The 20,640-nt window shown below is 68.9% G+C and carries 21 protein-coding genes and 2 pseudogenes; 9 read left to right on the plus strand and 14 right to left on the minus strand.

The window, feature by feature from the left end; translation table 11 throughout:
• The 6 genes from ACTWPW_RS47590 to ACTWPW_RS47615 all read right to left on the minus strand — a co-directional run.
• Positions 1–318 (minus strand): hypothetical protein (locus ACTWPW_RS47590; RefSeq protein ID WP_443172655.1); only part of this gene is annotated, 318 nt, incomplete at its 3' end.
• 1,000 nt (positions 319–1,318) lie between these two features.
• Positions 1,319–2,410: a hypothetical protein gene (locus ACTWPW_RS47595; RefSeq protein WP_443172656.1), complete on the minus strand. Its 1,092-nt coding sequence runs from the start codon at positions 2,408–2,410 to the stop codon at positions 1,319–1,321.
• Between the two features lie 1,143 nt (positions 2,411–3,553).
• Positions 3,554–4,474 carry a TetR/AcrR family transcriptional regulator gene (locus ACTWPW_RS47600; protein WP_443172657.1) on the minus strand — a complete coding sequence of 307 codons (921 nt, stop codon included), beginning with the start codon at positions 4,472–4,474 and terminating at the stop codon, positions 3,554–3,556.
• Positions 4,475–4,684: 210 nt separating this feature from the next.
• The gene (locus ACTWPW_RS47605) at positions 4,685–4,900 is read right to left on the minus strand and encodes a hypothetical protein (protein WP_443172658.1); all 216 of its coding nucleotides are present in this window, start codon (positions 4,898–4,900) and stop codon (positions 4,685–4,687) included.
• A gap of 14 nt (positions 4,901–4,914) precedes the next feature.
• Positions 4,915–5,478: a hypothetical protein gene (locus ACTWPW_RS47610; RefSeq protein ID WP_443172659.1), complete on the minus strand. Its 564-nt coding sequence runs from the start codon at positions 5,476–5,478 to the stop codon at positions 4,915–4,917.
• 115 nt (positions 5,479–5,593) lie between these two features.
• Complete coding sequence (locus ACTWPW_RS47615) at positions 5,594–6,088, minus strand: hypothetical protein (RefSeq protein ID WP_443172660.1); 495 nt, start codon at positions 6,086–6,088, stop codon at positions 5,594–5,596.
• 30 nt (positions 6,089–6,118) lie between these two features.
• On the opposite strand from ACTWPW_RS47615, the gene ACTWPW_RS47620 reads away from it, so the two are divergent.
• Positions 6,119–6,253, plus strand: coding sequence for a hypothetical protein (locus ACTWPW_RS47620; RefSeq protein ID WP_443172661.1), 135 nt, complete (start codon positions 6,119–6,121; stop codon positions 6,251–6,253).
• Positions 6,254–6,455: 202 nt separating this feature from the next.
• On the opposite strand, the pseudogene ACTWPW_RS47625 reads toward ACTWPW_RS47620, so the two are convergent.
• Positions 6,456–7,249: pseudogene (locus ACTWPW_RS47625) on the minus strand (SAM-dependent methyltransferase).
• 549 nt (positions 7,250–7,798) lie between these two features.
• On the opposite strand from ACTWPW_RS47625, the gene ACTWPW_RS47630 reads away from it, so the two are divergent.
• The 4 genes and pseudogenes from ACTWPW_RS47630 to ACTWPW_RS47645 all read left to right on the plus strand — a co-directional run.
• A complete protein-coding gene (locus ACTWPW_RS47630; protein WP_443172662.1) occupies positions 7,799–8,440 on the plus strand; it encodes a hypothetical protein in 642 nt (213 codons plus the stop codon).
• 12 nt (positions 8,441–8,452) lie between these two features.
• Positions 8,453–9,034, plus strand: a complete 582-nt coding sequence (cyaB, locus tag ACTWPW_RS47635) for a class IV adenylate cyclase (RefSeq protein ID WP_443172663.1) — start codon at positions 8,453–8,455, stop codon at positions 9,032–9,034.
• A gap of 847 nt (positions 9,035–9,881) precedes the next feature.
• Positions 9,882–10,310 carry an STAS domain-containing protein gene (locus ACTWPW_RS47640; RefSeq protein WP_443172664.1) on the plus strand — a complete coding sequence of 143 codons (429 nt, stop codon included), beginning with the start codon at positions 9,882–9,884 and terminating at the stop codon, positions 10,308–10,310.
• Positions 10,311–10,408: 98 nt separating this feature from the next.
• Positions 10,409–10,777 (plus strand): annotated as a pseudogene (locus ACTWPW_RS47645) (ATP-binding protein); the annotation flags it as partial.
• Between the two features lie 111 nt (positions 10,778–10,888).
• Here the strand turns inward: ACTWPW_RS47645 and ACTWPW_RS47650 are convergent.
• The gene (locus ACTWPW_RS47650) at positions 10,889–11,239 is read right to left on the minus strand and encodes an STAS domain-containing protein (RefSeq protein ID WP_443172698.1); all 351 of its coding nucleotides are present in this window, start codon (positions 11,237–11,239) and stop codon (positions 10,889–10,891) included.
• A 287-nt stretch (positions 11,240–11,526) separates the two neighbouring features.
• Complete coding sequence (locus tag ACTWPW_RS47655; RefSeq protein ID WP_443172665.1) at positions 11,527–12,444, minus strand: hypothetical protein; 918 nt, start codon at positions 12,442–12,444, stop codon at positions 11,527–11,529.
• 1,518 nt (positions 12,445–13,962) lie between these two features.
• Between ACTWPW_RS47655 and ACTWPW_RS47660 the strand changes: the two genes are divergently transcribed.
• Together ACTWPW_RS47660 and ACTWPW_RS47665 are read left to right on the plus strand one after the other, a co-directional pair.
• Positions 13,963–14,262, plus strand: a complete 300-nt coding sequence (locus tag ACTWPW_RS47660; protein ID WP_443172666.1) for a DUF4193 domain-containing protein — start codon at positions 13,963–13,965, stop codon at positions 14,260–14,262.
• 246 nt (positions 14,263–14,508) lie between these two features.
• A complete protein-coding gene (locus ACTWPW_RS47665; protein WP_443172667.1) occupies positions 14,509–15,060 on the plus strand; it encodes a hypothetical protein in 552 nt (183 codons plus the stop codon).
• 344 nt (positions 15,061–15,404) lie between these two features.
• Here the strand turns inward: ACTWPW_RS47665 and ACTWPW_RS47670 are convergent, their stop codons facing one another.
• Both ACTWPW_RS47670 and ACTWPW_RS47675 read right to left on the minus strand, forming a co-directional pair.
• Positions 15,405–15,692 (minus strand): hypothetical protein, encoded by a 288-nt coding sequence (locus ACTWPW_RS47670; RefSeq protein ID WP_443172668.1) that lies wholly within the window; start codon positions 15,690–15,692, stop codon positions 15,405–15,407.
• 809 nt (positions 15,693–16,501) lie between these two features.
• Entirely contained in the window at positions 16,502–16,720 is a 219-nt protein-coding gene (locus tag ACTWPW_RS47675) for a hypothetical protein (protein WP_443172669.1), read from the minus strand.
• Between the two features lie 24 nt (positions 16,721–16,744).
• Between ACTWPW_RS47675 and ACTWPW_RS47680 the strand changes: the two genes are divergently transcribed.
• Entirely contained in the window at positions 16,745–17,587 is an 843-nt protein-coding gene (locus tag ACTWPW_RS47680; protein ID WP_443172670.1) for a phosphopantetheine-binding protein, read from the plus strand.
• 35 nt (positions 17,588–17,622) lie between these two features.
• Here the strand turns inward: ACTWPW_RS47680 and ACTWPW_RS47685 are convergent, their stop codons facing one another.
• From ACTWPW_RS47685 to ACTWPW_RS47695, 3 genes are read right to left on the minus strand one after another with little or no spacing between them, the layout of a single operon-like run.
• The gene (locus ACTWPW_RS47685) at positions 17,623–18,249 is read right to left on the minus strand and encodes a response regulator (protein ID WP_443172699.1); all 627 of its coding nucleotides are present in this window, start codon (positions 18,247–18,249) and stop codon (positions 17,623–17,625) included.
• Positions 18,250–18,251: 2 nt separating this feature from the next.
• The gene (locus ACTWPW_RS47690; protein ID WP_443172671.1) at positions 18,252–19,421 is read right to left on the minus strand and encodes a sensor histidine kinase; all 1,170 of its coding nucleotides are present in this window, start codon (positions 19,419–19,421) and stop codon (positions 18,252–18,254) included.
• A 3-nt stretch (positions 19,422–19,424) separates the two neighbouring features.
• Complete coding sequence (locus tag ACTWPW_RS47695) at positions 19,425–19,595, minus strand: hypothetical protein (RefSeq protein WP_253748043.1); 171 nt, start codon at positions 19,593–19,595, stop codon at positions 19,425–19,427.
• 520 nt (positions 19,596–20,115) lie between these two features.
• Here ACTWPW_RS47695 and ACTWPW_RS47700 point away from each other — a divergent pair.
• Positions 20,116–20,640, plus strand: a complete 525-nt coding sequence (locus ACTWPW_RS47700; RefSeq protein WP_443172672.1) for a hypothetical protein — start codon at positions 20,116–20,118, stop codon at positions 20,638–20,640.

A 20,640-nucleotide genomic window follows, 5' to 3' on the forward strand; every position in this document is an offset into this window, starting at 1 on the left:
CGGCAGCCCGCCCGGCAGCCCGCCCGGCAGCCCGCCCGGCAGCCCGCCCGGCAGCCCGCCCGGCAGCCCGCCCGGCAGCCCGCCCGGCAGCCCGCCCGGCAGCCCGCCCGGCAGCCCGCCCGGCAGCGCGCCCGGCAGTGCGGCCGTCGGCTGCGCTCCGGTACACGCCGGCTCAGCCGTCTGACCAGGCGTCGCCGACTGTCGGGGGTGAGCGCGCAGCCGCGCGTTGTCCGCTTCCAGTTCGGCGATGCGCTGCAACGCCATGTCGAGCATGATCCGCAGTTCAGCGGGATCATCCCAGTTGTACCCGTAGACCACTCCACGATGATCGACACAGCGCCGCCTGAGCGCAGGAGAAGGAGAAAACATCCACAGATGCCCTGCTCCATCCGTTGAATACCGTTCCGTGCACATCCGTCACGAGGTCGTCGCATTGCGTCGTCGATCGGATGGGCGCGGCTGGTCGGCCAATCGCGCCAGCTCGACGCCATCCGCACCGACCCCGTCCACTCCCCTCCTTCACCACCGCCCCTCGCCACCTGTTCATCACCGGCTTCTTCACGGCGACGCCTGCACTGCCTCGGCGCTCCCTGCTCGCCGCCGGGGTGCGGCGAGGCGCTGCCCGACGCCGGCATCGCCGAGCGCACCGCATGCCGGTTCCGGCCGTACCTGATGATGCACACGGCCGACGATTCGTTCGTGCGTGCCCTAGGTAGCCCCGTTTTCCGCACATGCGTGATCTTCAGCTCAGCCGTGCGTCCGCTTACCCAAGGCAGTCTCGTAAACACGCATCGTCCACACGATCGTGACGCGTTCGTCCGGCCTGGACGGGCAACTCGCCAAGATCCCGAACCCGCCCCGCTGCTTTCATATCCGCATTTGCCCGATTACTAACAGCGAGCAACAGCTGATGGCGCACCATAGCCGTTGTCAGGGGGCAGAGGGACGCGGCGTTCGGCGGTTCCCACCGGAGCGGCAAACGCGAGCAGCCTACTTGCCTTACGTGGCTGACAGGCCTTCAAGCCGTTGACCAGCTACTTCGCTTGAGAACCCCAGATAACCATCGCGGGCGGTTGCGCAAGGCTGCCTGCCCCGCCCAAGGTCGCCTGACCTCGCAACCCGGAAGCGCGACGATTGATACCTGCAGGTGCCGCTCATGGCTGTCCCGCTGTATCACGCGTCAGTCCACCCCGGGCCCGTGGTGGCGGCGCATGGAGCGGGCAGCCTCGCCGCCGGCCCCCCAAAAAAGAAGACTCCCGCTTCGCGGGCCGCTGGCGGGAAACGCTGCAGGACGCGCGCACCTCAGGTGGAGGGCCGATCAGGTTTCGTCGATGACCTTGGCGAGACCCGGTGCCAGGAGCAGGCCGTTGGCCAGCGGAACGAGCAGGCCGTCGCGCTGGAGGATGCCGAAGGCCTGACGAAGGTCATCAGTCTGAGTGAAGGCCTTGACGAGCTGCTCGTCCTCGAGGACGTCGAAGTTGCCGGTGATGATGTAGGGCATGGCCACGGCCGCCAGATCCAAGAGCGCCTGATCGACGGGGATCTGGTCGCCGTAGCGGGCCAGGATGCGCTCGAATTCTTCGACCATCGGCGGGTCGGGTTCTCCCTCGCATGCGTCCAGCCAGGGATGGTGGGCGATCTGCTCCGGGGTCCAGGTCGTGCCGGTCACCGGGTAAAGACCCTTGACGGCGAACTGGAACTTGCTGGCATAGATCAGTTCGTCCAGCGTGGGAATCTCATCGGCGGGCAGCGGGTTGAGCCGGAACCGTGTATGCAGGTGGCTGGCGGTTGGCCAGCGGCGAACGTGCGACGGTGCGGGCGGCACCCGCTGCAGGAAGAGGCCGGGGGCATCGAGGAAACCGTCCGCCATGGGGGTGATCCAGCCGTCACGGTGCAGGATGCCGAGCGCTTCGCGCAGGTCGGACGTCTGAGCGAGAGCCGTGACATGCTCCGCTGTGCATTCGATGCCGTACTCGTTCCAGGTCGTGACACCGATGAAGGACCGGGCGCTGAGGTCCAGCAGCGCGACATCGGCGGGGATCTTCCCGCCGTAGCGGATCAGGACTTCCTCACGGGCCCGATCCACCTCGTCATCGCACAACTCGGGGATCCACTCCAAAGCCAGGAACTCCTCGGGAGTCCACCACTGGCCGTTGACAGAGACGTGATCATCGCCGGTGATCCCGTGCCGGACCGCCAACTGCTCCAGCGTCCCTGCCGTTTCGAGCGGAACCAGCCGCCTCACCGGGGGCTGCCAGCCGAGGTCGACCCACGTGGGCCCAGGCGACGGCAGAAGATCGCCCTTCAGCCCGTCTCGCGACTCCTTCGCGTTCATCTGGCGGCCGGCGCGCCGCTGCCTGCGACGTGCCGCCTTCTGCGCGCGACGCTGCTCCCGATTGGGCTTCCCCATGAGTTGTGTCTCCCCTCGCGGAATGACGTACCGCAGACTTTATAAGTAGCTTTGACTGACAGCAAAGGTGAGAGTAATGGTCCCACTGGAGCGATCCTGTTAAGTGCCCGCACCGATCTGAGACCCGCCGTGCACCAGGAACTCGATCGACGGGAACGACACCGCGACCTGCACCGCACAACCTGCACCACGGCACCGCCGAGTAGCAGGCGCGGCCACGTCCAGCGTCCCCAGCCTGGTGATCGACGGCCGGCCACCGGTCTCAGCCGTACCTGGCCGTGGGGCTGGACATGCTGCCAGAACAGTGGGGGTCAGCCCGCGCCCGTCGGCGGACGTCGGCCAGGGCCAGAGCGCTGACTTGCCCGCCGCCCGCGCCCATTGCTGTGCACCGGCACCACCGCCGTGGTGCCCCTCCACCGGACCTCTTTACCATCACCGGCTGACCGTGTCGATCGGAAAGCGCATCGCTGCCTGGGCATGCGCCGCCGCCCTGTGCCCCTGTGACACCCCGCCCTGGAAGACCGGTACTCCAGAGCGCGTTCGAATAGGTCAGTGCGACGCCGCTACGGCATACCCCCGTGCGCTGACCTCCGGCCCGTCCTACTCCAACCCCCCGCACATGGGGCGAGCAGCACCTCAATGGCGATCCAGCCCAGCACGGCCAAGATGATCAGCAGCGCGAACATGCACCACGCCCACCGCCTCATGCCGTCACCCTACGTGACCGACCATCGGGGCATCTGACCTGCGGGCGGGGACGCCCTCCCACCATGCAAGCGCATTCCATCCCGCCCCCGCGTCGCCGTTCCACCCCCGCGCATTTCCTGATACACAGGGCCACCGCGATCGTCGGAGGCACACCACCGCTCGTGCGGGCCGCCCGGCTTCCCAACGCACCGGGCTGCCCTCTCTTTCGCCTTTCTGTTGGCTCTGCTCCGTACCACCCCGGTACCGCGCCCAGGCGGCCCGGGTGAAGGGCGGGCCGGCCTACGCCCCGGCCCACCACCACCCCCGCAGGGCCGTGGACCGACGCCAGCCATGCCACCTCGCACACAGCCCCCGACTCCCCCTGCGGCAGGCACGAGCATGCAGGGCCGACACCCCTCCGCCCCCGGGGGTCAGCCCCGAGGATGTCTCAACGCCTCAGCACACGGGCTCACGCTCGCCCAGGCCGGGCATCTCCAGCATGGCCCGCAGCACCCTGCCCGCCACCTCGACGATCTGCCCCGTCGGCAGGTCCTCACCGTGATACCGCTGTGTCAGCAGCGCATCCACCGCCCCCGTCACCGCGCCCAGCACCAGCCTCATCCCCGCCACCCCCACACCCGCACCCGCCTCCGCGCCCGCGCCCGCTTCTGGCACGTCCACCTTCAGCACGCCCAGCACCGTCAATAGCGGATTCGGCCGCGCATACGCGCCGATCAGGTGGTGACGCTCCACATACACGATCCGATGCAACCGGCCATCGGCCGCCACCATCTCGACATGCGCCGCCACCACCGCGCATACCTCCCCCACCCAATCCCCGCCCGGCTTCCTCCACCGCGCCCGCGCCTCACCCGCCAGCTCCGCCGCGCAGCGATCTATCACCGCCGCCAGCAACCGCTCCTTACTCCCGAACAGGGTGTAGTACGACCGCATGGAGCACCGCGCCTCCCGCGCCAGGTCGCCAATCTGCGTCCCGGCCAGCCCCACCCGGCCGAACAGGTCGAACCCAGCCCCGATCAGCCGCCGCGCCTGATCATCTTGCTGTTGCCCGCCGCCCTTGCCACCCCACGCCTTCTCCGCAGCAGCCTGCCCCGCCGCCAACCCATCCCCGGCCGCCGCATGCCTGGCCAAACTGAAAGCCACCCGCGCCCGCCAACGGTTGCCCGTATCCATGGCCCGAGCCGCGTCCGAAAGCTCCGACTTCACCACTACGCCCTCAGCAGCCAGCCGCGCCAGCGCCTTGCGCAGATAATCCCGCGTCACCCGGACCGGTAACCGCAGCCGCAGCTCCTCCAACGTCAAACTCTCCGGCTCCACCGGCAGCCGCTCCACAATCTGCTCACGCACCACCGACACGCCCCACACTCCCATCATCCGTTTTATGCCGTCCTCATCGGATCGTTGTGAGCGGCTCTGTACCCCGGCGGTCAGGCTCCGGGTTCAGATCCGCCGCTCTGCTTACGCGCCTGTTCTCCCGCCGCCGCAACGCCCGCTGCCCGCGACCGGGACTCGCCCGGCAGATTCGCCTTGGTGTCACGTCCCCAGATCTTCGACGGCTGCTCATGCTCATGCCACAACCGCAGAAATTGCAGCCGTGCCACCCACAACAGCGTCGTGATACTGCCCCGAGCCACCCCCCAGCGCCACCGCCTCCGGCGTCACATGCTCCGCGTACGCGGCCAGCACTTCCTGGTTCCGCTTCGCCAGCCGCCGCCAGATCTGCGCCAGCGCCAGCACCTCAATAGTCCGCTCCTCATGCGAGACCACCGGCCCCGGCAGCATCCCGCCAGAACGCCTCAAAGTTTCGGCGACAGTCCGCCGTGACCCCGGCTGTGACGCTCGGCCAGGCCACGCGAATGCCAGTCGGCCAGCACATGACTGGTGATCGCGCGCTCACCACACCCCAGCAGCTCCCCGTCCGCAGGAGGGTCTGCCTCAGCACGCGCGTACAACTCCTCAGCCATCGCCGACCACGCCACCTCATACCGGTCATCGGCGCTGATACTCCGGCTCGTCCACCGCGACCGATACAGCGCCACCCGCTCCAGATCAGCCAGCGTCACAGCAAAGCGCAGCGGAGTCTCCGCCGCCCGCCGACGCACCTCCACATTCACCAGCGCCCACACTCCTGCCACGTTGTTGTCACCGAAACTTTGTGAGCGGCCCCCGCCACACCCGGCACAGGTGGGCAGGCGGGGGCCGCTGTCCCTGGTCGAGCGGACGATGCCGTCAACGCCGTCAACGCCGTTCAGCGCCGCCGTCAACGCCGTGATGGCCGGCCAGGGGAACGCGACCAGCCTGAGGACAACGGGGGCGTGGCCGGGGATGACCACTGCCCTCCATCCGATCGCCAAGCACATGCAGCACACCTGTGGCCCCCGGCCCGCCATGGCACCCACGACAGCCCGAGGGCTGCTCTTCCTGGCTCACTCGAGAGCGGCCCAGCGGCCGCCACCAGGAAGGCGCGACCAGACCTCAGGACGAGGAGTCGGAAACGTCCCCCCGCTGATCGCCCGCCTCATCCACGCCCAGCACCCTGCCCAGCAGCCACCCGTCAGGCATCCGCCCGTCACTTACCGGCGCGTCGTCCTCGCCCGCCCGCCCGTTGACCGGCGCCCGCAGCGCCGCCGCAGGCACGCCGCTCCACAGCAGCACGGCCAGCTCCGCGAACGCGCCGGCCCGCACGCCGTTCACGAACCGTTCCCAGACCAGGTTCGGCACCTCGAACACCTTCGGCTGCCAGCCCATCGGTGCCACCCCGTCGAATCGCTCCTCGATCCGCGCCCGCACCCAGTCGGGCCGCACCGGCACCCGCTCCGGCACATACCGGCCCCGATGCACCGCGAGCACGAACTCCGCCCACGCCTGCGCCCGCACCCGCAGCCCCCACCGCTGTCCCCACCGGACCTCCACGAACGGCCCGAACGCATCCAGCCGCGCTTGCAGGAACCCCGGATCATCGCCCGTCATCGCGCCACCCCCACCGGCCCGGCCCCGTACATGACCGAGGACCGTTCCCGCACCGCCCTCGCCACCCGCCGCGCCGCCGTCTCCACCGCCGACCCCGGACAACTCGTGAACCCCCCGCCGCCGCCCGGCACCGGCTCCACCGACCAGCGAAACCGCCACCCCTGATCGGCCCATTCACACCACACCGGCAGGCCGACAGCCCAGATCCCGACCAGCGCGATGCCCTCACACTCCGAAATCTCCGGCTTCAGCCCCAGCCGGCCCAGCTCACCCGCCAACGCCCGCGCCATCCGGCCCGCCGGACAACCCGCCTCTCCCCCGCTCCCGGCTCCTGCGCTCACGGCCGTCCGGCTCGCCACTGCCGTACTCATGGCCGCCGCCCCACGCCGCCCACGAAATCCACCAGCCCAGCGTCCTGCGCCGCCAGCTCTCCGGCCACCTCCGGCCGCCACAACGGCACCCGCACCAACCCCGGCTCCACCAACTCCGCACCCGCCACCGTGAAGAACCCCGCGATGTCCTCCTCGCTGCGCAACGCCACCGACGCCGACGCCCGCGCATACGCTGCCACCGCCCGCACGGTGGTCTCCGTCCGCAGCACATGCGACACCACCAGAAAGCTCCCCGGTGCCGTCCCTCCCATCAGGTGCCGCACGATGCCGTACGGATCCTCCTCAGGCAGCACGAAATGCAGGCTCGCCACCAGCAACACCGCCACCGGCTCACTGAAATCCAGCAGCTCAGCCGCGCACTCCACGATCGTGGCCGGATCACGCATATCCGCCTGAACCATCTCGGTATGCGCATCAGTCGCCAGCAGCGCCCGCCCATGGCAGAGCACCACCGGGTCATAATCCACATACACCGTGCGTACCGTGCCCCCCTCCGGCACCGCCTCCTGAGCCACCTCGTGAACGTTGCCATCGCCGGTAGGCCAGTGCCGATGTCCAGGAACTGACGCACCCCCCGCTCCGCCAGATACCGCACCGCCCGGCCCAGGAACGCGCGATTCGCCCGCGCACACTCCCGCGCGTACGGATTCAGCCTCAGCGCTTCCTCAGCCGCCGCCCGATCGGCCGGCTGATTGTCCTTACCACCGAGGTAGTAGTCATACATCCGCGCCACATTCGGAATATCCGGATCCATCACCCGGGACTCCATCGCACCCCGATGCCCCAGAGGATCCGTATCCTGCGCCGTCGCATTGCCTTCGGCGTTGTGTCGCCTTTCCGCACCGGCCGTATCCCGTGCCACGGGTCAGGACCTCGCTTCCTGATCGAGGGAGCCTTACAGCGCGACCACGCCTGCGGCTCCCGCCTTTGTGGCGTTCACCCACCCCTGACTGGATGGGCTCGTTGGGAGGCACAATGCTCTGCCCTGTGCCTAACCCTTCGTTGAACTGGGTCATCACGATCCCCGTGAAGGGCCCGCTCTGCCATCTCACCTGTGGTATCTCATGATGAGATACTCTTCTTGCTTGCTTCCGGGACAGGAGTCAGCGTGAGCCCTCAGGCGTATGACCCGATCGTCATCCCCCTCCGGTCATGGAGACTCCCGAGCACCAAGACCGCGCTTCAGGCAAGGGACGTACGCGCCTTGTTCGCCCTCGCAAAACACCACGGCGCAACCCAAACTCGCCTCGCCATCGCAACCGGAATGCAGCAAGGCAGAGTCAGCGAAATAATGCGCGGCGTCCGCACGATCACGGCCATGGACACCTACGAACGCGTAGCCGAGGGTCTAGGGATGCCCGACGAAGCGCGACTGATGTTTGGGCTTGCTCCCCAGCACCCGGCTGGCCTTGATCACCTAGGCCCGGTAGGGCGAGCGGAGGTCATCCGAACATTCCCCTCCCAGTCAACGGCGACCCAGGACATCCGTACTGCCACGCGCCACGCCACGGCTATCGACGTCCTCGCCGTCAGAGGACTAGGAATACTCGGCCTCAACGACTCCCTCCTGCGCCCCGAACTGATCGGGGAACCCGATGCCCCCCGCACTCTTCGTGTACTGCTTCTCTCCCCTGACGGTGAGGCCGCCGCTCACCGGGCCGAGGAGATCAACGAAACGTCCGAAACGTTCTCTTCCGGCATCCGGCTCGCAGAGGCCCGCCTGAGAGAACTGGGCACCATCGCCCCAACGCTCACCGTCGAGGCTTACCGGTACAACACCCTCCCCATCTGGCGGCTGATCATCTTGGATGACATCCAGTACGTGTCAGCATTCGGCCAGAAGTGGGAAGGGCACGAATCCGCCGTTTACAAGATCGCACCTACCCCCCAAGGGGCTCTCCACCGGGGTTTCCGTCGTCTGTTCGAGCAAACTCTCCGCACCGCTCAACGCATCATCTGAAAGTGAGGACATATGCGCATCGAAGCTGAACTGAAGGCCCGACTCCGCGATCCTGACCTGGTTGGCCAGGCACTGGATCAGCAGGCCGCGAGCACGACCAGCATCTACCGGGACACCTACTACGACTGCTCGGACCGCTCCCTCACCGCCATCGGCCGTGAGTTGCGCATCCGCACGGTGACCAGCAACGAGGGACGGCGGATCCTGCTGACCCACAAGTCGCCCATGGTGGACCAGGCCAGCCATTCCAAACCCGAGGACGAAACGGAAGTCGCCGACGCAGAGGCAACCGACGCCATCCTGAGGAGTCTTGGTTACCACCCGTACATCTCATTCGAGAAGCACTGCATCAATTGGCAGTTCCAAGCAAGGGGACGCGCCATGCTGGCAACCATGGTCACCGTCCCCGAACTGGACGGCACTTTCCTGGAGATCGAAACGATCGTTGATAGCCTCGATCAGCTTCCGGCCGCACTCCAAGCGGTGAGAGCGCAGATGTACGACCTCGGGATCACCGATGACGATCTATCGACCATGGACTACACCGAAGCAGTCACAGAGCATCGAGCCCACCATCGACCCACCAACCCATGAGGCCTACGTGCCCGCCTCAACCGCAGCTTGGCGTCTTGTCTCGGAGGAAAGCCGAAGGGCTTGAAGGCCCCGCCTTGCCGAATGCATCACTCCGCTGACCGCGCGGCTCCTGGCCCAGGCCGGCTGGGAGTCATGCAGGCCCTGGAGGGAGATGCGTGCCCGCCACGGATGGGCGTGCCGGAAGTAGTCGCTGACGTGTGCCGACCAGCCGCCATCGTCGATCACACCGATCGTCACCCTCCTCGCTGTAGGACGCCGGCCCGGGCCGTCGGCCGTCACCAGGGTCGGAGCCCGCCCTGCCGCGCGCCACGCCCTCGCGGTGCTCATCACCCCAGAGTGCGGAACGTCGCTCCAGGAACAGGGTGGCCGGCGAGGACCAGTCGCAGCCGATCCAGTGCTTCCTCCGGCGTACGGCCGAGCCCGTGATACTGCCAGGCGCCGCGAAAGACGCTGGCCACGTGTAGCAGGCTGGGGTCAGCCTCGGGGTAGGCGTCGTGAGTTATCTTTGGTGACTCTTGGTGTGCAGCAAGTACTTCAAGTAGTGTTGGCGGCTACTTGGCGCACAGTATCGGGGGGTCCGTACGGCATGTTGGGCAGGTCAGGGGCGCCCGAGCGGCATTACCGGGCTGAACGAGCGGTGGCCGCAGATGAGTCGGTTCCGAGCAGGACCGGCAAGCCCTCGCCGAGGCGATCCACCAGTTCTCGCAGCAGGAGAGCGACCCTGAGCGGCGGCTCACGGCCTGGGAGGCGCCCGAGACTCTCGGGCTTCTGACCGACGACCGATCGTGACGGCAAGGGCGTCCGGGACCGGGGTTCAGGAATCGCCCGTCCTGCCCCGGCGCCGAGGATGATGGCGGGCATGGATGAGCCGAGCAACTTCACCGAGCGCTTCACCGTCACCATCGGTCTGCACGAGGAGTTCATCGTCGCCCGTGTCGTCGGCGAGCTCGATTACGCCTCCGCCGGGTTTCTGCACCAGCAGGTCAAAGATGCCTGGGCGACGCAGCCGGCCGGGCTGGTGGTGGACCTGAGCGGGCTGACGTTCTGCGACTCGATGGGCGTCGGCGTGCTGGTGCTCCTGCTGCGCCAAAGCCGGGAACAGCAGAGCAACCTGGTCTTGTCCAGCGTCCCGCCCCTGCTGGAGCGCATCTTGACCATCACCGGCCTGCGCACCGCCTTCCAGGTCGAGGCATCGGTCGAAGAGGCCATCCAGGTCATCCAACCGATCCCGAGGCCGGCGGCCGAGCAACCTCCCAGTGAGCCCGAGCCCGCCTGAGTCCCCGAGCCCGCTGAACCGCCCGCGCTGCCCTGCATGAGGCAGCCGGTGATGGGAAGATTGGCAGGGTTCGTGCAGGCGAGGGAGAGGTGGCAGGCATGGAGGAACATGCCGTGCTGCGATGCCCGATCACCACCGACCTGGGGGTCCTGCGGGATCAAGTACGCGACTTCGCGGCGGCGGCCGGTTTCGCCGGCACCCGGCTGGACGATGTGCTGCTCGTGGTGGGGGAAGCAACGGCTAACGTCCTGGAGCACGGCAGCGGCTCCGGCACCCTCCTGGCGCGCTCCGACTCCGGCGGCCTGCGGATCGAGGTGTTCGATCCGGGCGGCATGCTGACCGCTGAGCGGTTCCAGCACCACATCACGACTGCGCCGCCCGTCGGCGGGCGGGGAGGGTGGGGACTCTGGGTCATCGCCCAGTTATGCGACGAGGTCAGCCTCGATCACCCCGGCGGCGGGAGCCGCCTGCGGCTGCGCCTGGGGCCGCACCGTGTGATCGTCTTCTCACGACGGCGCGACCGGCGGGCGGGCCTGCAGCGTCTGCCCGATGACGTCACCGCAGGCCAACAAGCACTCTCATCTGCGAGCTGGCCAGGCGGCGGCCTGAGTGAGGCCGGCATACGGCGGGAACAGGTGGACGAGTTGCGTGATGGTCAGCAGCCGGGCCAGGGTTCCCTGCACACCGATCAGCCGGACGGCGCCGCCCCGTTCTTCGGCCCGGCGTTGCCCGCTGATCAAGATCCACAGGCCATGAGAATCGCAGAAGCTCAGATCGCGGGCGTTGATGACGATTCTGGGAGTGGGCTCGTTCAGGAGCTGGTCGAAGACGCGCTGCAGGTCGGGCCGGGTCTGGTGGTCCAACGACCCGTCGAGGGCGACGAGGGAGAATCCGGGCCGTTGCTCGGTAGTGATCCTTAACTGAGTCATGGCGGAAGCTATGGGTCAAGCCGGGCGCCACGCCACCACAGGGAGACCGCGGCGGCGCCCAGCCCGGCGCGAGGACAACGTCACATCCCCCTACCCGGATCTCGCACGCTAACCGCGGCAACCAGTCCGGATCATCGAGCAGGTGCCATGCCAGTCGCCCGGCCCTCAGACTGCGGACTCTGTCACCTGAGTGTCACCCCACCCAGCTCATCTGGCGGCGGTCTTTCACACGGCTGATGGACATCTCGACGGCACGGGGAGCGACCATCGCGGCCGATCTACTTGCCCTACGTGCTAGAAAAGATCATATCGATCTGACCTGCGAGAATAGGCCAAGAATCCAAGATAACCGTCGCATCGAGCGGGTCTCGCTGAGCGAGTTGCACGCCGGAGACGGTGAGTGCCTTCTGCCCGTTGCCCCGCTCGACGGTGATGGTGATCTCTTGTGGGGCGATGGTGCGGGCCTTGCGACGAGGCGGCGCCGGCGGCGCGGGGGCGAACAGCCTTTCCTGCAGCGGGCGGCGGCACAGGCACCGCTCGTCGATGCTGGCGTGCTTGGCCATCTCCACCAGTTCCGACGAGGGAATCGGCCGGTGGATGTGAAAGCGGTCGTCGACGAAGCCTTGCGGACCGAGCCAGGTGCAGCCGGTGGCGTGCACGCTGAGCTCGGCGGTTGTGGCGCCCATCTTCCACATCTCCGCCAGCGTGACCATCGCTTCCCGGCCTTCGTGCGGCGGGTCGGTCGTCTGAGCCAGGCGTCTTTCCAGGTCCCGCAGGCTCACCCCGCGCGCCTGATCCCTCTTGCCGATCTTCCCTTGGGTCCGATCACGCTGGCGAGCTGTCTTGGCTTTCCTCTCCTGGGCTCGTACGGCGGCCAGCTCATCGTGAAGGGTCCCCAGGCTCTCCATCACGGGAGCCAGATCAGGGAAGGCCTTGGCCCAGGCACGAACCTCGTCCAGGGGAGCTCCGTGGTTGCGGCTGACCCAGGCGAGCTTGTGGGGCATCTTGGTGCCGGTGCGGATGACACCTTCAACGATCGAGCGGCGATAGGCGGCTACGGCATCGCGGATCTTCTGCTGCAGGTCAGGTTGATCACGGAGAAGGTCGCGGATCTCGGCTTCGGAGCGACGCATGATCCTGCGGGCCTTGTCCGGGCTGCCGGTCTTGCGCACGTGATGAAGAAATCGCTCGGACAGGTCGGCCATGGCCGGCTCCTCCGTGTGCGTCCCGGGTGTGGCAATGCACGCCTACTGGATCACCGTTGGCGGCGACAATACCGACGCGGATCCCGAGGCGCTACCCGGTGCCCCATGCCGGAAGCCTGGTGCGGGCATCGGCCGTGGTGCAGGAGGTGCGGCGCCGGGAGTTGTGGGCGAGAAGCGGAGCAACCCGGGCATGAACCACTCGGGGGATTCCCGCAACGCTTCGTGATGTCCGAGGGGCCAGCCAGCGTCGTGCCCCCTGACGTAGGCAGCTGATGCGCTCGGAGGCAGGCTTGCGGGAGCCGTACCGCTCACGAGAACCGTAGTCACGCCATCGGCGTCGCAGGAGGGGCGGAATCCGTGACGGACCCTTGTTCCCGCGCAGGTCACGCACGTTGATGGCTGCACCTGCCCTGGCGGGTGCGCAGTAGCACGAAACCACCTGCACGGCCCAGCAGCGGCTCCGCGAGTGCACACCGCCACCCCTCAGCCGGCAGCTTGGCTCCACGGGCAATGCGCCTCGATGACGTGCGCGGGGTCGAGGTCGGTTCGCGGCCAGAGGTAGCAGCAGGGGCGCCGGTGCCGAAGTCCCTCCCGAGCGGTGTCCACCAACACCTCAACCACCAGCTCGGGGGGGCGGACCTGCGTGTAGCTGATGGGGTCACGCTCACCGTCCGGACTCGACGCCCAGCCCAGCGGCAGAGGAGCCGACCACGGATGCTCCCCAGCCGCGGGGATGAGCAGGGGCGCCATGTCAGTGGCGGCCCCGCGCGGTGAGCTGGGTGGTGCGCCCGACGACGCGGAGCCATCCCGACGTCGCCATCCGCGAGCACCGGCCCGGGGCCCCAAGCAGATGTCGCCGGTCAGCCGGACAATCCATAGAAGCCATCCTCGATGGGCTGTACGGGCGAAGCCCGTTCCTTTTTGCTGTTCATGATCGGAGAACAAGATCGAAGATGGCGCCTTTACGTTGTAGATTAATAAAGTCCCCTGCATGCCTGCAGGTAGGAAGCGACCGACCGTAGGGGATTGCGATCCGCCACTCGGTGCGTAGCCTCGCCAGGCTGTGCTCCAGCTGGGCCAGCGGAGACAACGACCTGCGCCCGTTCCAGTCCTTCGGGTGCGGCCCCTCCGCGGCTGCCTGATGCCCGATGTTGTAACCCAGCTAGTGTCGGGGCCGGCCGAGCACCGACGCGGTACGCAGATGTTGTTGAATCAGCCTGACCACGCCTGGCCATATCGCTCTGCATGCTCGCCGCACAGGGAAGGGCCCGGCGCCGGAAGGCTTCGCAGGGCTGGGCGCGGGCCCTCCCGTCAACCCCTCCCTGACAGGAGTGGCCATGTTCAGCACATCGATGCTGGCACCCGCGGGGGTGTCACCGTCCAGTGGTTCATTCCGACCGGTTGGAGCCTGAAGGGTTCGGTGGTGGGTTCGGGCGGGCGCCGAACGGGAATCCCCGGCGGATCGGGTCTGCGGCCGGCGGCCCAGGCGAAGACGCGTAGATGAGGCGGACGGACATCATGGCGACCGACTACGACAGCCCCCGTAAGACCGACGACGACTCGGCGCAGGACGGTCTTGCCGAGCTCCAGGCCCGCCGTGTCGATGCCTCCTCCGGCAGCATCGACGTCGATGAGACCGACCTGGCTGAGTCGATCGAACTACCGGGGGCGGATCTGTCGGATGAGGAGTTGTCCGTGCGGGTGATCCCGCCTCAGGCAGACGAGTTCACCTGCTCGCGTTGCTTCCTGGTGCGCCACCGTAGCCAGCGCGCGCCTGGGCGAGACGATCAGCACATCTGCTTGGAATGCGCCGCCTGAGCGGGACGACGAGCGCTGCTTGTGCCGGGGCGGATGGACTCATCTTCTCTGGATCTTTCCACCCGCTCCTCTCGGCAGCCGAGACATCCAGGCAGGGTTTCTCCCGGGTGAACGGGGCCGTCGCGATCCACTGGTGCGCGGGCAAAGCCAGGACACCACCATTGACCGAGGCAGAGCCGACAGGCCCAGCGGCAAGAGCCCATCCTCGTGACCGGATCACCATCGTGAGAGCGCCATACTTGCCGCATGCACGCCATCAGCAGCACATGGGACGACGTGATCCCCACTGACGCCTCGGTACTCGACATGATGGCGGGCGGTTTCCGTTCCTACGCCTGCCTGTGCGGTCAGGCGCTTACCGACTACGCCGCGGCTCAGCTCCACGCCATCGAGACGGCGCAATGCTCGGTATGTCTGGGGCGGACGCGAGTGTCGCTGGCGCCCGGGACTGAGCACGGGTGCGGCTACTGCGGTGGCGCAGGGACGCGTGACGCGGAGCTCGCCGAACAACTGGCCCGGGGCGCCGTAGAGGCGGCCGTGGACCAGCACGCGTTCGCCCAGGCTGTCGCGAGCTTTCAGGGCCGCGAGTTCACCAAGACCGAGATCCACGAACGCCTGGCCGGGCTGGTCCCCGAAGCGACCACGCCGCAACTGGCCGGCCGCGTGGGGCAATTGATGCGACTCTTCCAGCGCAAGGGCCTGATCATGCAGGTGTCGGCTCCTACCGGCGTGGACAGCAACATCGTCTTCTACGACAATCCCCGCTGGCAAGCCACCACCTCGAGCGCCGAGCAGTGACGATGCACGACGACCCGGCAATACCGAGGCCCGTGTTGCGGCAGGTGATCCAGGTCCTCCGGGAACCCCCGGCCCTGGTCGCGGAGAACCCCGCCGAACGCCGCCGAACCCCGCCATCGCAGCGGCGGCCGGCTCACCTCCCCGTGGTGCGCGGCCCCTGGCGTGCCACGCGGGCAGAGGGCGGAGGCGCAGCGGATGGAGCCGCCGAGCGGAGGGAAGCTGCAGCGCCGGATCCTGCCACCCCGGTTCCGCCGTGTCCTGTCGCCCTTCCATCCGGGCAGGGGACAGACAGCTGACACTCGCCCCGGCCGATCCTCCGCCATCCCGGCCACACCAGGTGACGGTCAGGCGGTCTCCTCGCCGCCGACGTCGTCGACCTCGCGCAGGTCGGCCAGGTCCACGATCTCCTGCAACTCGTGCAGCTGGTAGTAGCCGGGCACGTCGATCGCATGCCCGGCCGGGGCGGTCACTTTGTACCAGACCTCGCCCAGCTGGGCGTCTGGCTCCCGCATCCTGGCGAACAGCCAATGTGGGCTGCCCGCGGTCAACGTGACCGGCTCGACCCGCAGGCCGTCAGCCCTCACCAGGTAGCGGCCCGTCACTCCGCCCACCCGATCGCGCTGTCCACGCATCCGACGATACGCCCGACGCATCGCAGGTCCAGGGCTGCACCCAGCGGCGGGCAGCGTGGCCGCGGGCCGGCGTGGTGACAGCCTCGCCCTGTCCACTGCGTCCGCGAGAGCCGTTCGGGCCAGCCCGAACAGCGAAAGCCGCCCACGCCGTCGCGCTGGCCGCCACCCCCGGGCCCCGCAGCGCGCTTTACCGGCGCGTTCAGGCCGGTTCGCCGGGGTAAACGCGGATCGTACGCTGAGTCCAGCGTGCCGCTGGACTGCTTTCTCCGTGGTGACCGGCCGCTTCGCCACCTACCAGTGCGGAGCGGCCTGTGCGGAAGGACCCGCCCGCGTCGAGCGATGAACCGGCCTGGGTGAGTAGCGATGACGGGACGTGACCCTCGAAGACGCCGGGCCGCCCGTTGAAATCGCCCCGGGCCATCATCAGCCACGCTGCGCGACGCCAGCTGTGCCGCACTGCTGCCGATCGTCCTTCACCGTGGCGCACAACGTCACGGTGGCTCGAAAGGGCGATCCAAGAGCTGGTGTGGCGCATGGTGCCAACGGGAACGCTTCTTGCGGCGCCGTCTCTGCTCGCGCACGCGCGGGACGGCGCTGCATCTCCTGCCGCAGCAGCCGTCAGCGGGTCCGCGACCTGTACCGGTTCCCAGCCCGGCAAGTACGGTGATCTGGTGTCAGAACGAGCCGTCAACGAAGTTGCGAAGCCCACAGGTGAGCCCACAGGCGATTCCGGCGGCCCAGCCGACACGGAGGCATGCTTCGTCTCTTTCCAGGCATGGCGGGAAGCTGCCCTCAAAGCCCAAGAGGCGTCACAGCTGCAGCAGGCAGACGAGGATCCAGACGAGCGCAACGCCAACATCATCGGTCCGCACGGCGCGCGAGTTCTTGAGGACCAGTGCACGACGTGCATCTATCACCCAGGCAACCGCATGGGGTTGAAGCCGCAACGGCTGAAGCAGTTGACCGAGGATACGCTCCGCGACGGCACCTGGATCGTGTGCCATGACACCGTCCCGCCATACCTCCATGGGAGCACTGTCGCAGGGGCAGCGATGTGCCGGGGCTTCTTCGAGCTCTACGGGGAGCGTTCCGAGGGCGTGCGCTTCCTGCGAGACGTCATCGGCCTGGACGAGATCGCACGGCCTGAGGACGGCTCCAACGCGGAGCATCCCAGTGCTGACGAGGACGGAGTACTCCGCGCCACGGTCCGCACCGTGCAGCCGGATCACGGGCAGCCGGATCACGGGCAGCCGGATGACGGGCAGCCGGTTGAGGCGCCGCCGACGTGGGCGCCGGCGCTGGACGCGGTGATGTCCGTGGTTCCCTGCGTGTTCCCCGGCGACCCGGTGCTGCGCATGGTGGTGCACATCGACGAGGTGGTGCTGGCCGGCGCGCCGCCGGAGACCGTGATCATCGAGGCGGCCGTCGACTCGGCAGGCGACGACACCGTACAGGCGCTCCTGGCCGACGCCGACGGCCGCGTGGTGGGACACCTGTCCGGGCTCCGCTACCCGGTGATCGACGCGCCCGCGGCGGCCGAGGAGGAGCTCCGGGAACCCGCGGACTCGTTCGCCGGCCTGCCGCCGGAGGAACTGCGCGAGCACGTCCAGACGGAGGTCCGCGCGGAGATCGCGGCCGTGATGAGGCTCGCCACGGAGGACCTGGCCGTCCGGCGTCCCCTCGTCGAGCAGGGCCTGGACTCGGTGATGACCGTCATGGTCAGGCGGCGGCTGGAGAAGCGCTTCGGCTGCCGCCTCCCCGCGACCCTGCTGTGGCAGCAGCCGACCATCTCCGCGATCGCGGACCATCTGGTGGGCCTGCTCACGACCCTGACGCCGAGACAGGACACCAGGGCCGAGGCGGTTGTCGAAAGCGCGCCGGCGATCGGAGGCTGAGACCGGGACCGCGGATGCCCAGGAGCCTGCGCCGTTCAGAAGAGTCGGTCGCGGGCGTAGTGGGCGGCCTCGGTGCGGTTGCGCACGCCGATCTTACCGAAGGCGTTGTTGATGTGCGTCTTCACCGTCGTCGCGGCGATGAACAGCCGGGCGGCGATCTCGGCGTTGCTGAGCCCGCGCGCGATCAGCCGGAGCACCTCCACCTCCCGCACCGTCAGCCCGTCCGGGCAGACGGTCACCGGCTCGGCGGCGCCCCGGGACAGCACCTCGACCAGCCGCTTGGCCGCCGCGGGCGAGAACGTCGACTGCCCCGCGGCGGCCGAGCGCAGCGCCGCGGCGATCTCGGCCCGCCCCGCGTCCTTGGTCAGGTATCCGCGCGCCCCGGCCAGCAGCGCCGCGTCCACCGACCGGTCGTCGTCGTACGTGGTCAGCACCACCACGGCCACCCCGGGATACTCGCGGGCGATCCGCCGCGTCGCCTCCACACCGTCCATGACCGGCATCCGCAGATCCATCAGCACCACGTCCGGCCGCAGCTCCGCCACCAGCCCCAGCGCCTCCTCGCCCTGACCGGCATCCCCCACGACCTCGACCCCGTCCACCAGGTCAAGCAGCGCCACGAGCCCTTCGCGCATCGCCTGCTGGTCATCCACCACCAGCACCTTCACTCCGGCACCTCCGCCCGCACCTCCGCCCGCACCTCCCACGTCCCGCCGACGGGCCCGGCACCCAGCGTCCCACCCGCCAGCGCCACCCGCTCCCGCATCCCGGCCAGCCCGTACCCGGTGCGACGCGCAGGCTGCTCTCCCGCGTGCTCCCGGGCAGGAGAGGGATTGCGGACCGTCAGGCAGACGGAGTGCTCGCCGTACGACAGCTCGAGCGTCACCGGCCGGCCCGGCGCGTGCTTGGCGGCGTTGGTGAGGGCCTCGCGGGCGGTGCGCAGCAGGCAGACCTCGGCCGCGGGGCTGATCGGCCGCCGCGTCCCCGTCGTGCGCAGCTCGGCCCGTACGGAGTGGTCCCGGCGATGCTCGGTCACCAGCAGGCCGAGCGCGTCCGGCAGCGGGGGCACGTCCTCGCGCAGCGCCGCCACCGCCGCCCGCGCCTCCACCAGCCCGTCCCTGGCGAGCCCGCGCGAGCGGCGGATGCGAGCCACCGCGCCCTCCACGTCCCCTCGCTCGGTCAGCAGCGCCTCGGCCACGTCGAGCTGCACCCCCAGCGCACCGAGCGAATGCGCGAGCACGTCGTGCAGCTCCCTGGCGATGCGGGCGCGCTCGTCCAGCGCCATGGCGCGGGCCCGGTCCTGGAGGGCGCGGCGGTACTGGCGGCGGTGCAGCGCGAACAGCACCGTGCACACCATCACCACGCCCTGGACCAGGATCGACGTCCGCGGCCTGTCGAACCAGACCAGGCTCCCGGCCATCAACCCCAGGTCGGCCGCGGTGACCAGGCAGATGGCCGGCATGCTCGGCGTCATGTGCGCCGCGTACAGCAGCAACATCGCGAACAGGAACACCGTGGGCGCCGCCGACTCCGACCCCGCCACCGTTGCCGCCACCGCGGACCCGGCCGCGAGCAGCACCGTGGGCGCTACGGGGACACGTCCGGCGAACGAGGCCCTGGCGGGCGTGGGGTAGCGGCCATCGAGCAGGACGAACGCCAGCCAGCAGAGCATCGCGACGCCCGGCGCCGACCACACGAGCGCCGCCGCCCGGCCCGGCGAGGCGACCACCAGCGACCAGGCGAGGACCAGGGTCAGCAGCACCCTGGTCAGCCGCCCGGTCTCGGGGTCGTCGGCGGCCAGCAGCCGGGTGACTCGCCCCCACACCTCGCGCATGTGCTAGCGGGCGTCCCGCAGGCTGAGAATCATGTCCACCAAGATAAGGCGGAACGCGAGGAACCCGACGACCACGATCAGGGCCACGACGATGACCGCGATCAAGAACTTCCCGTTCACTTTGCCCCCGTTGGCGTCCAGCAGGCGTTGCAGCAGTTCAAGCCGTTTGTCCATGCCAGAACGCTAAGAAGGTGGGTGGGTGGAGCGGCACCTCAGAAGGGTGGAGATGAGGGTGGAACCGCCGCGGTCTGCCCTACCGGCTCACATGTCCCGCCGGCCCACGACGGCGTGTTGCCCACGACGGCGTGTTGCCCACGACGGCAGGCCGCCCACGATGGCAGGCCGCCCGCGCGTCGCGCAGCCCTACTTGTTGTGCCCTGGCGGAGTGGTGGGGCCGTTGCCCTGGACCCGGCCCGGGGGCTCGCGTGTCTGGCCCGGAGGTACGTGCTCCGAGCTGGGGGCGACGGCCGGGGACGGGGTCCGGGTCGGGCGGGCCGCCTTCGTCTTGCCGGTCGTCAGCGTGCTCGCCGGAGCGGTCCTCGACGCTTCTTGGGCGCCTTCCGACGGCGGCACGGCGCCCCTCTCGCGGACCGGGCTCCGGCTGGAGCGGGGGCTGGTCTGCGGGATGGAGGGGGCGGTGGCGGCCTGCGGGACGGTCGAGGGGCCGGCCGGAGGCGGTGGGCTCGACGAAACAATGAAGCCTGACATCCTGACGGAGACGATCGCCCAATCGGTGATTGACGCCCAGGCCACGGCCGACGTCCCGCACGCCTTGCACGCGCACCAGTACGCCCGCAGGATCGCCTCGGACCTGCGCGCCGCAGGCATGGTCGCCCGCCGCCTGGCCACGGCTACCACCCTGGCCACCGCTGACGAGCACGATCTGCCCGCCTGGATCATCGACGCGATCGCCAGCGTCCAACAGCCCACGCCGGCCAGCCCGGAACGCTATCCCTACACCTACGCCTACGATTTCGTCCGCGAGCACCACCCTGCCTTCGGATTTCCCGACATGCCGAGCCGCGCCGACGTCGCCAGGTGGCTACGGTCCCGCCTTCAGGCCCACAGTGAGGACGCGCCCGTCCTCGCCGCAGCAGCGCGCCCTTGCCGACGCCTACCTGACCGAGCACAACGAGATCATGCCCGACGCGGAGCACGCTGGATGAGGCCGTGCCGGGCAGCCGTGCACGCTGGTGCGAGCGGCCACAAAGGGGGGTGA

This window comes from Nonomuraea sp. KM90, from assembly GCF_052246675.1.
GTDB lineage: Bacteria > Actinomycetota > Actinomycetes > Streptosporangiales > Streptosporangiaceae > Nonomuraea.

Excerpts from the sequence above, each read along its gene's own strand:
- ACTWPW_RS47655 (WP_443172665.1), bottom strand. The coding sequence starts at position 12,444 with ATGGCCGACCTGTCCGAGCGATTTCTTCATCACGTGCGCAAGACCGGC.
- ACTWPW_RS47700 (WP_443172672.1), top strand. The coding sequence starts at position 20,116 with ATGAAGCCTGACATCCTGACGGAGACGATCGCCCAATCGGTGATTGAC.
- ACTWPW_RS47670 (WP_443172668.1), bottom strand. The coding sequence starts at position 15,692 with ATGCGTGGACAGCGCGATCGGGTGGGCGGAGTGACGGGCCGCTACCTG.
- ACTWPW_RS47605 (WP_443172658.1), bottom strand. The coding sequence starts at position 4,900 with ATGCTGCCGGGGCCGGTGGTCTCGCATGAGGAGCGGACTATTGAGGTG.
- ACTWPW_RS47665 (WP_443172667.1), top strand. The coding sequence starts at position 14,509 with ATGCACGCCATCAGCAGCACATGGGACGACGTGATCCCCACTGACGCC.
- ACTWPW_RS47620 (WP_443172661.1), top strand. The coding sequence starts at position 6,119 with ATGACCGAGGACCGTTCCCGCACCGCCCTCGCCACCCGCCGCGCCGCC.
- ACTWPW_RS47695 (WP_253748043.1), bottom strand. The coding sequence starts at position 19,595 with ATGGACAAACGGCTTGAACTGCTGCAACGCCTGCTGGACGCCAACGGG.
- ACTWPW_RS47610 (WP_443172659.1), bottom strand. The coding sequence starts at position 5,478 with ATGTGCTTGGCGATCGGATGGAGGGCAGTGGTCATCCCCGGCCACGCC.
- cyaB (WP_443172663.1), top strand. The coding sequence starts at position 8,453 with ATGCGCATCGAAGCTGAACTGAAGGCCCGACTCCGCGATCCTGACCTG.
- ACTWPW_RS47680 (WP_443172670.1), top strand. The coding sequence starts at position 16,745 with ATGTGCCGGGGCTTCTTCGAGCTCTACGGGGAGCGTTCCGAGGGCGTG.
- ACTWPW_RS47660 (WP_443172666.1), top strand. The coding sequence starts at position 13,963 with ATGGCGACCGACTACGACAGCCCCCGTAAGACCGACGACGACTCGGCG.
- ACTWPW_RS47595 (WP_443172656.1), bottom strand. The coding sequence starts at position 2,410 with ATGGGGAAGCCCAATCGGGAGCAGCGTCGCGCGCAGAAGGCGGCACGT.
- ACTWPW_RS47675 (WP_443172669.1), bottom strand. The coding sequence starts at position 16,720 with ATGGAGGTATGGCGGGACGGTGTCATGGCACACGATCCAGGTGCCGTC.
- ACTWPW_RS47615 (WP_443172660.1), bottom strand. The coding sequence starts at position 6,088 with ATGACGGGCGATGATCCGGGGTTCCTGCAAGCGCGGCTGGATGCGTTC.
- ACTWPW_RS47640 (WP_443172664.1), top strand. The coding sequence starts at position 9,882 with ATGATGGCGGGCATGGATGAGCCGAGCAACTTCACCGAGCGCTTCACC.
- ACTWPW_RS47650 (WP_443172698.1), bottom strand. The coding sequence starts at position 11,239 with ATGACTCAGTTAAGGATCACTACCGAGCAACGGCCCGGATTCTCCCTC.
- ACTWPW_RS47630 (WP_443172662.1), top strand. The coding sequence starts at position 7,799 with ATGGACACCTACGAACGCGTAGCCGAGGGTCTAGGGATGCCCGACGAA.
- ACTWPW_RS47690 (WP_443172671.1), bottom strand. The coding sequence starts at position 19,421 with ATGCGCGAGGTGTGGGGGCGAGTCACCCGGCTGCTGGCCGCCGACGAC.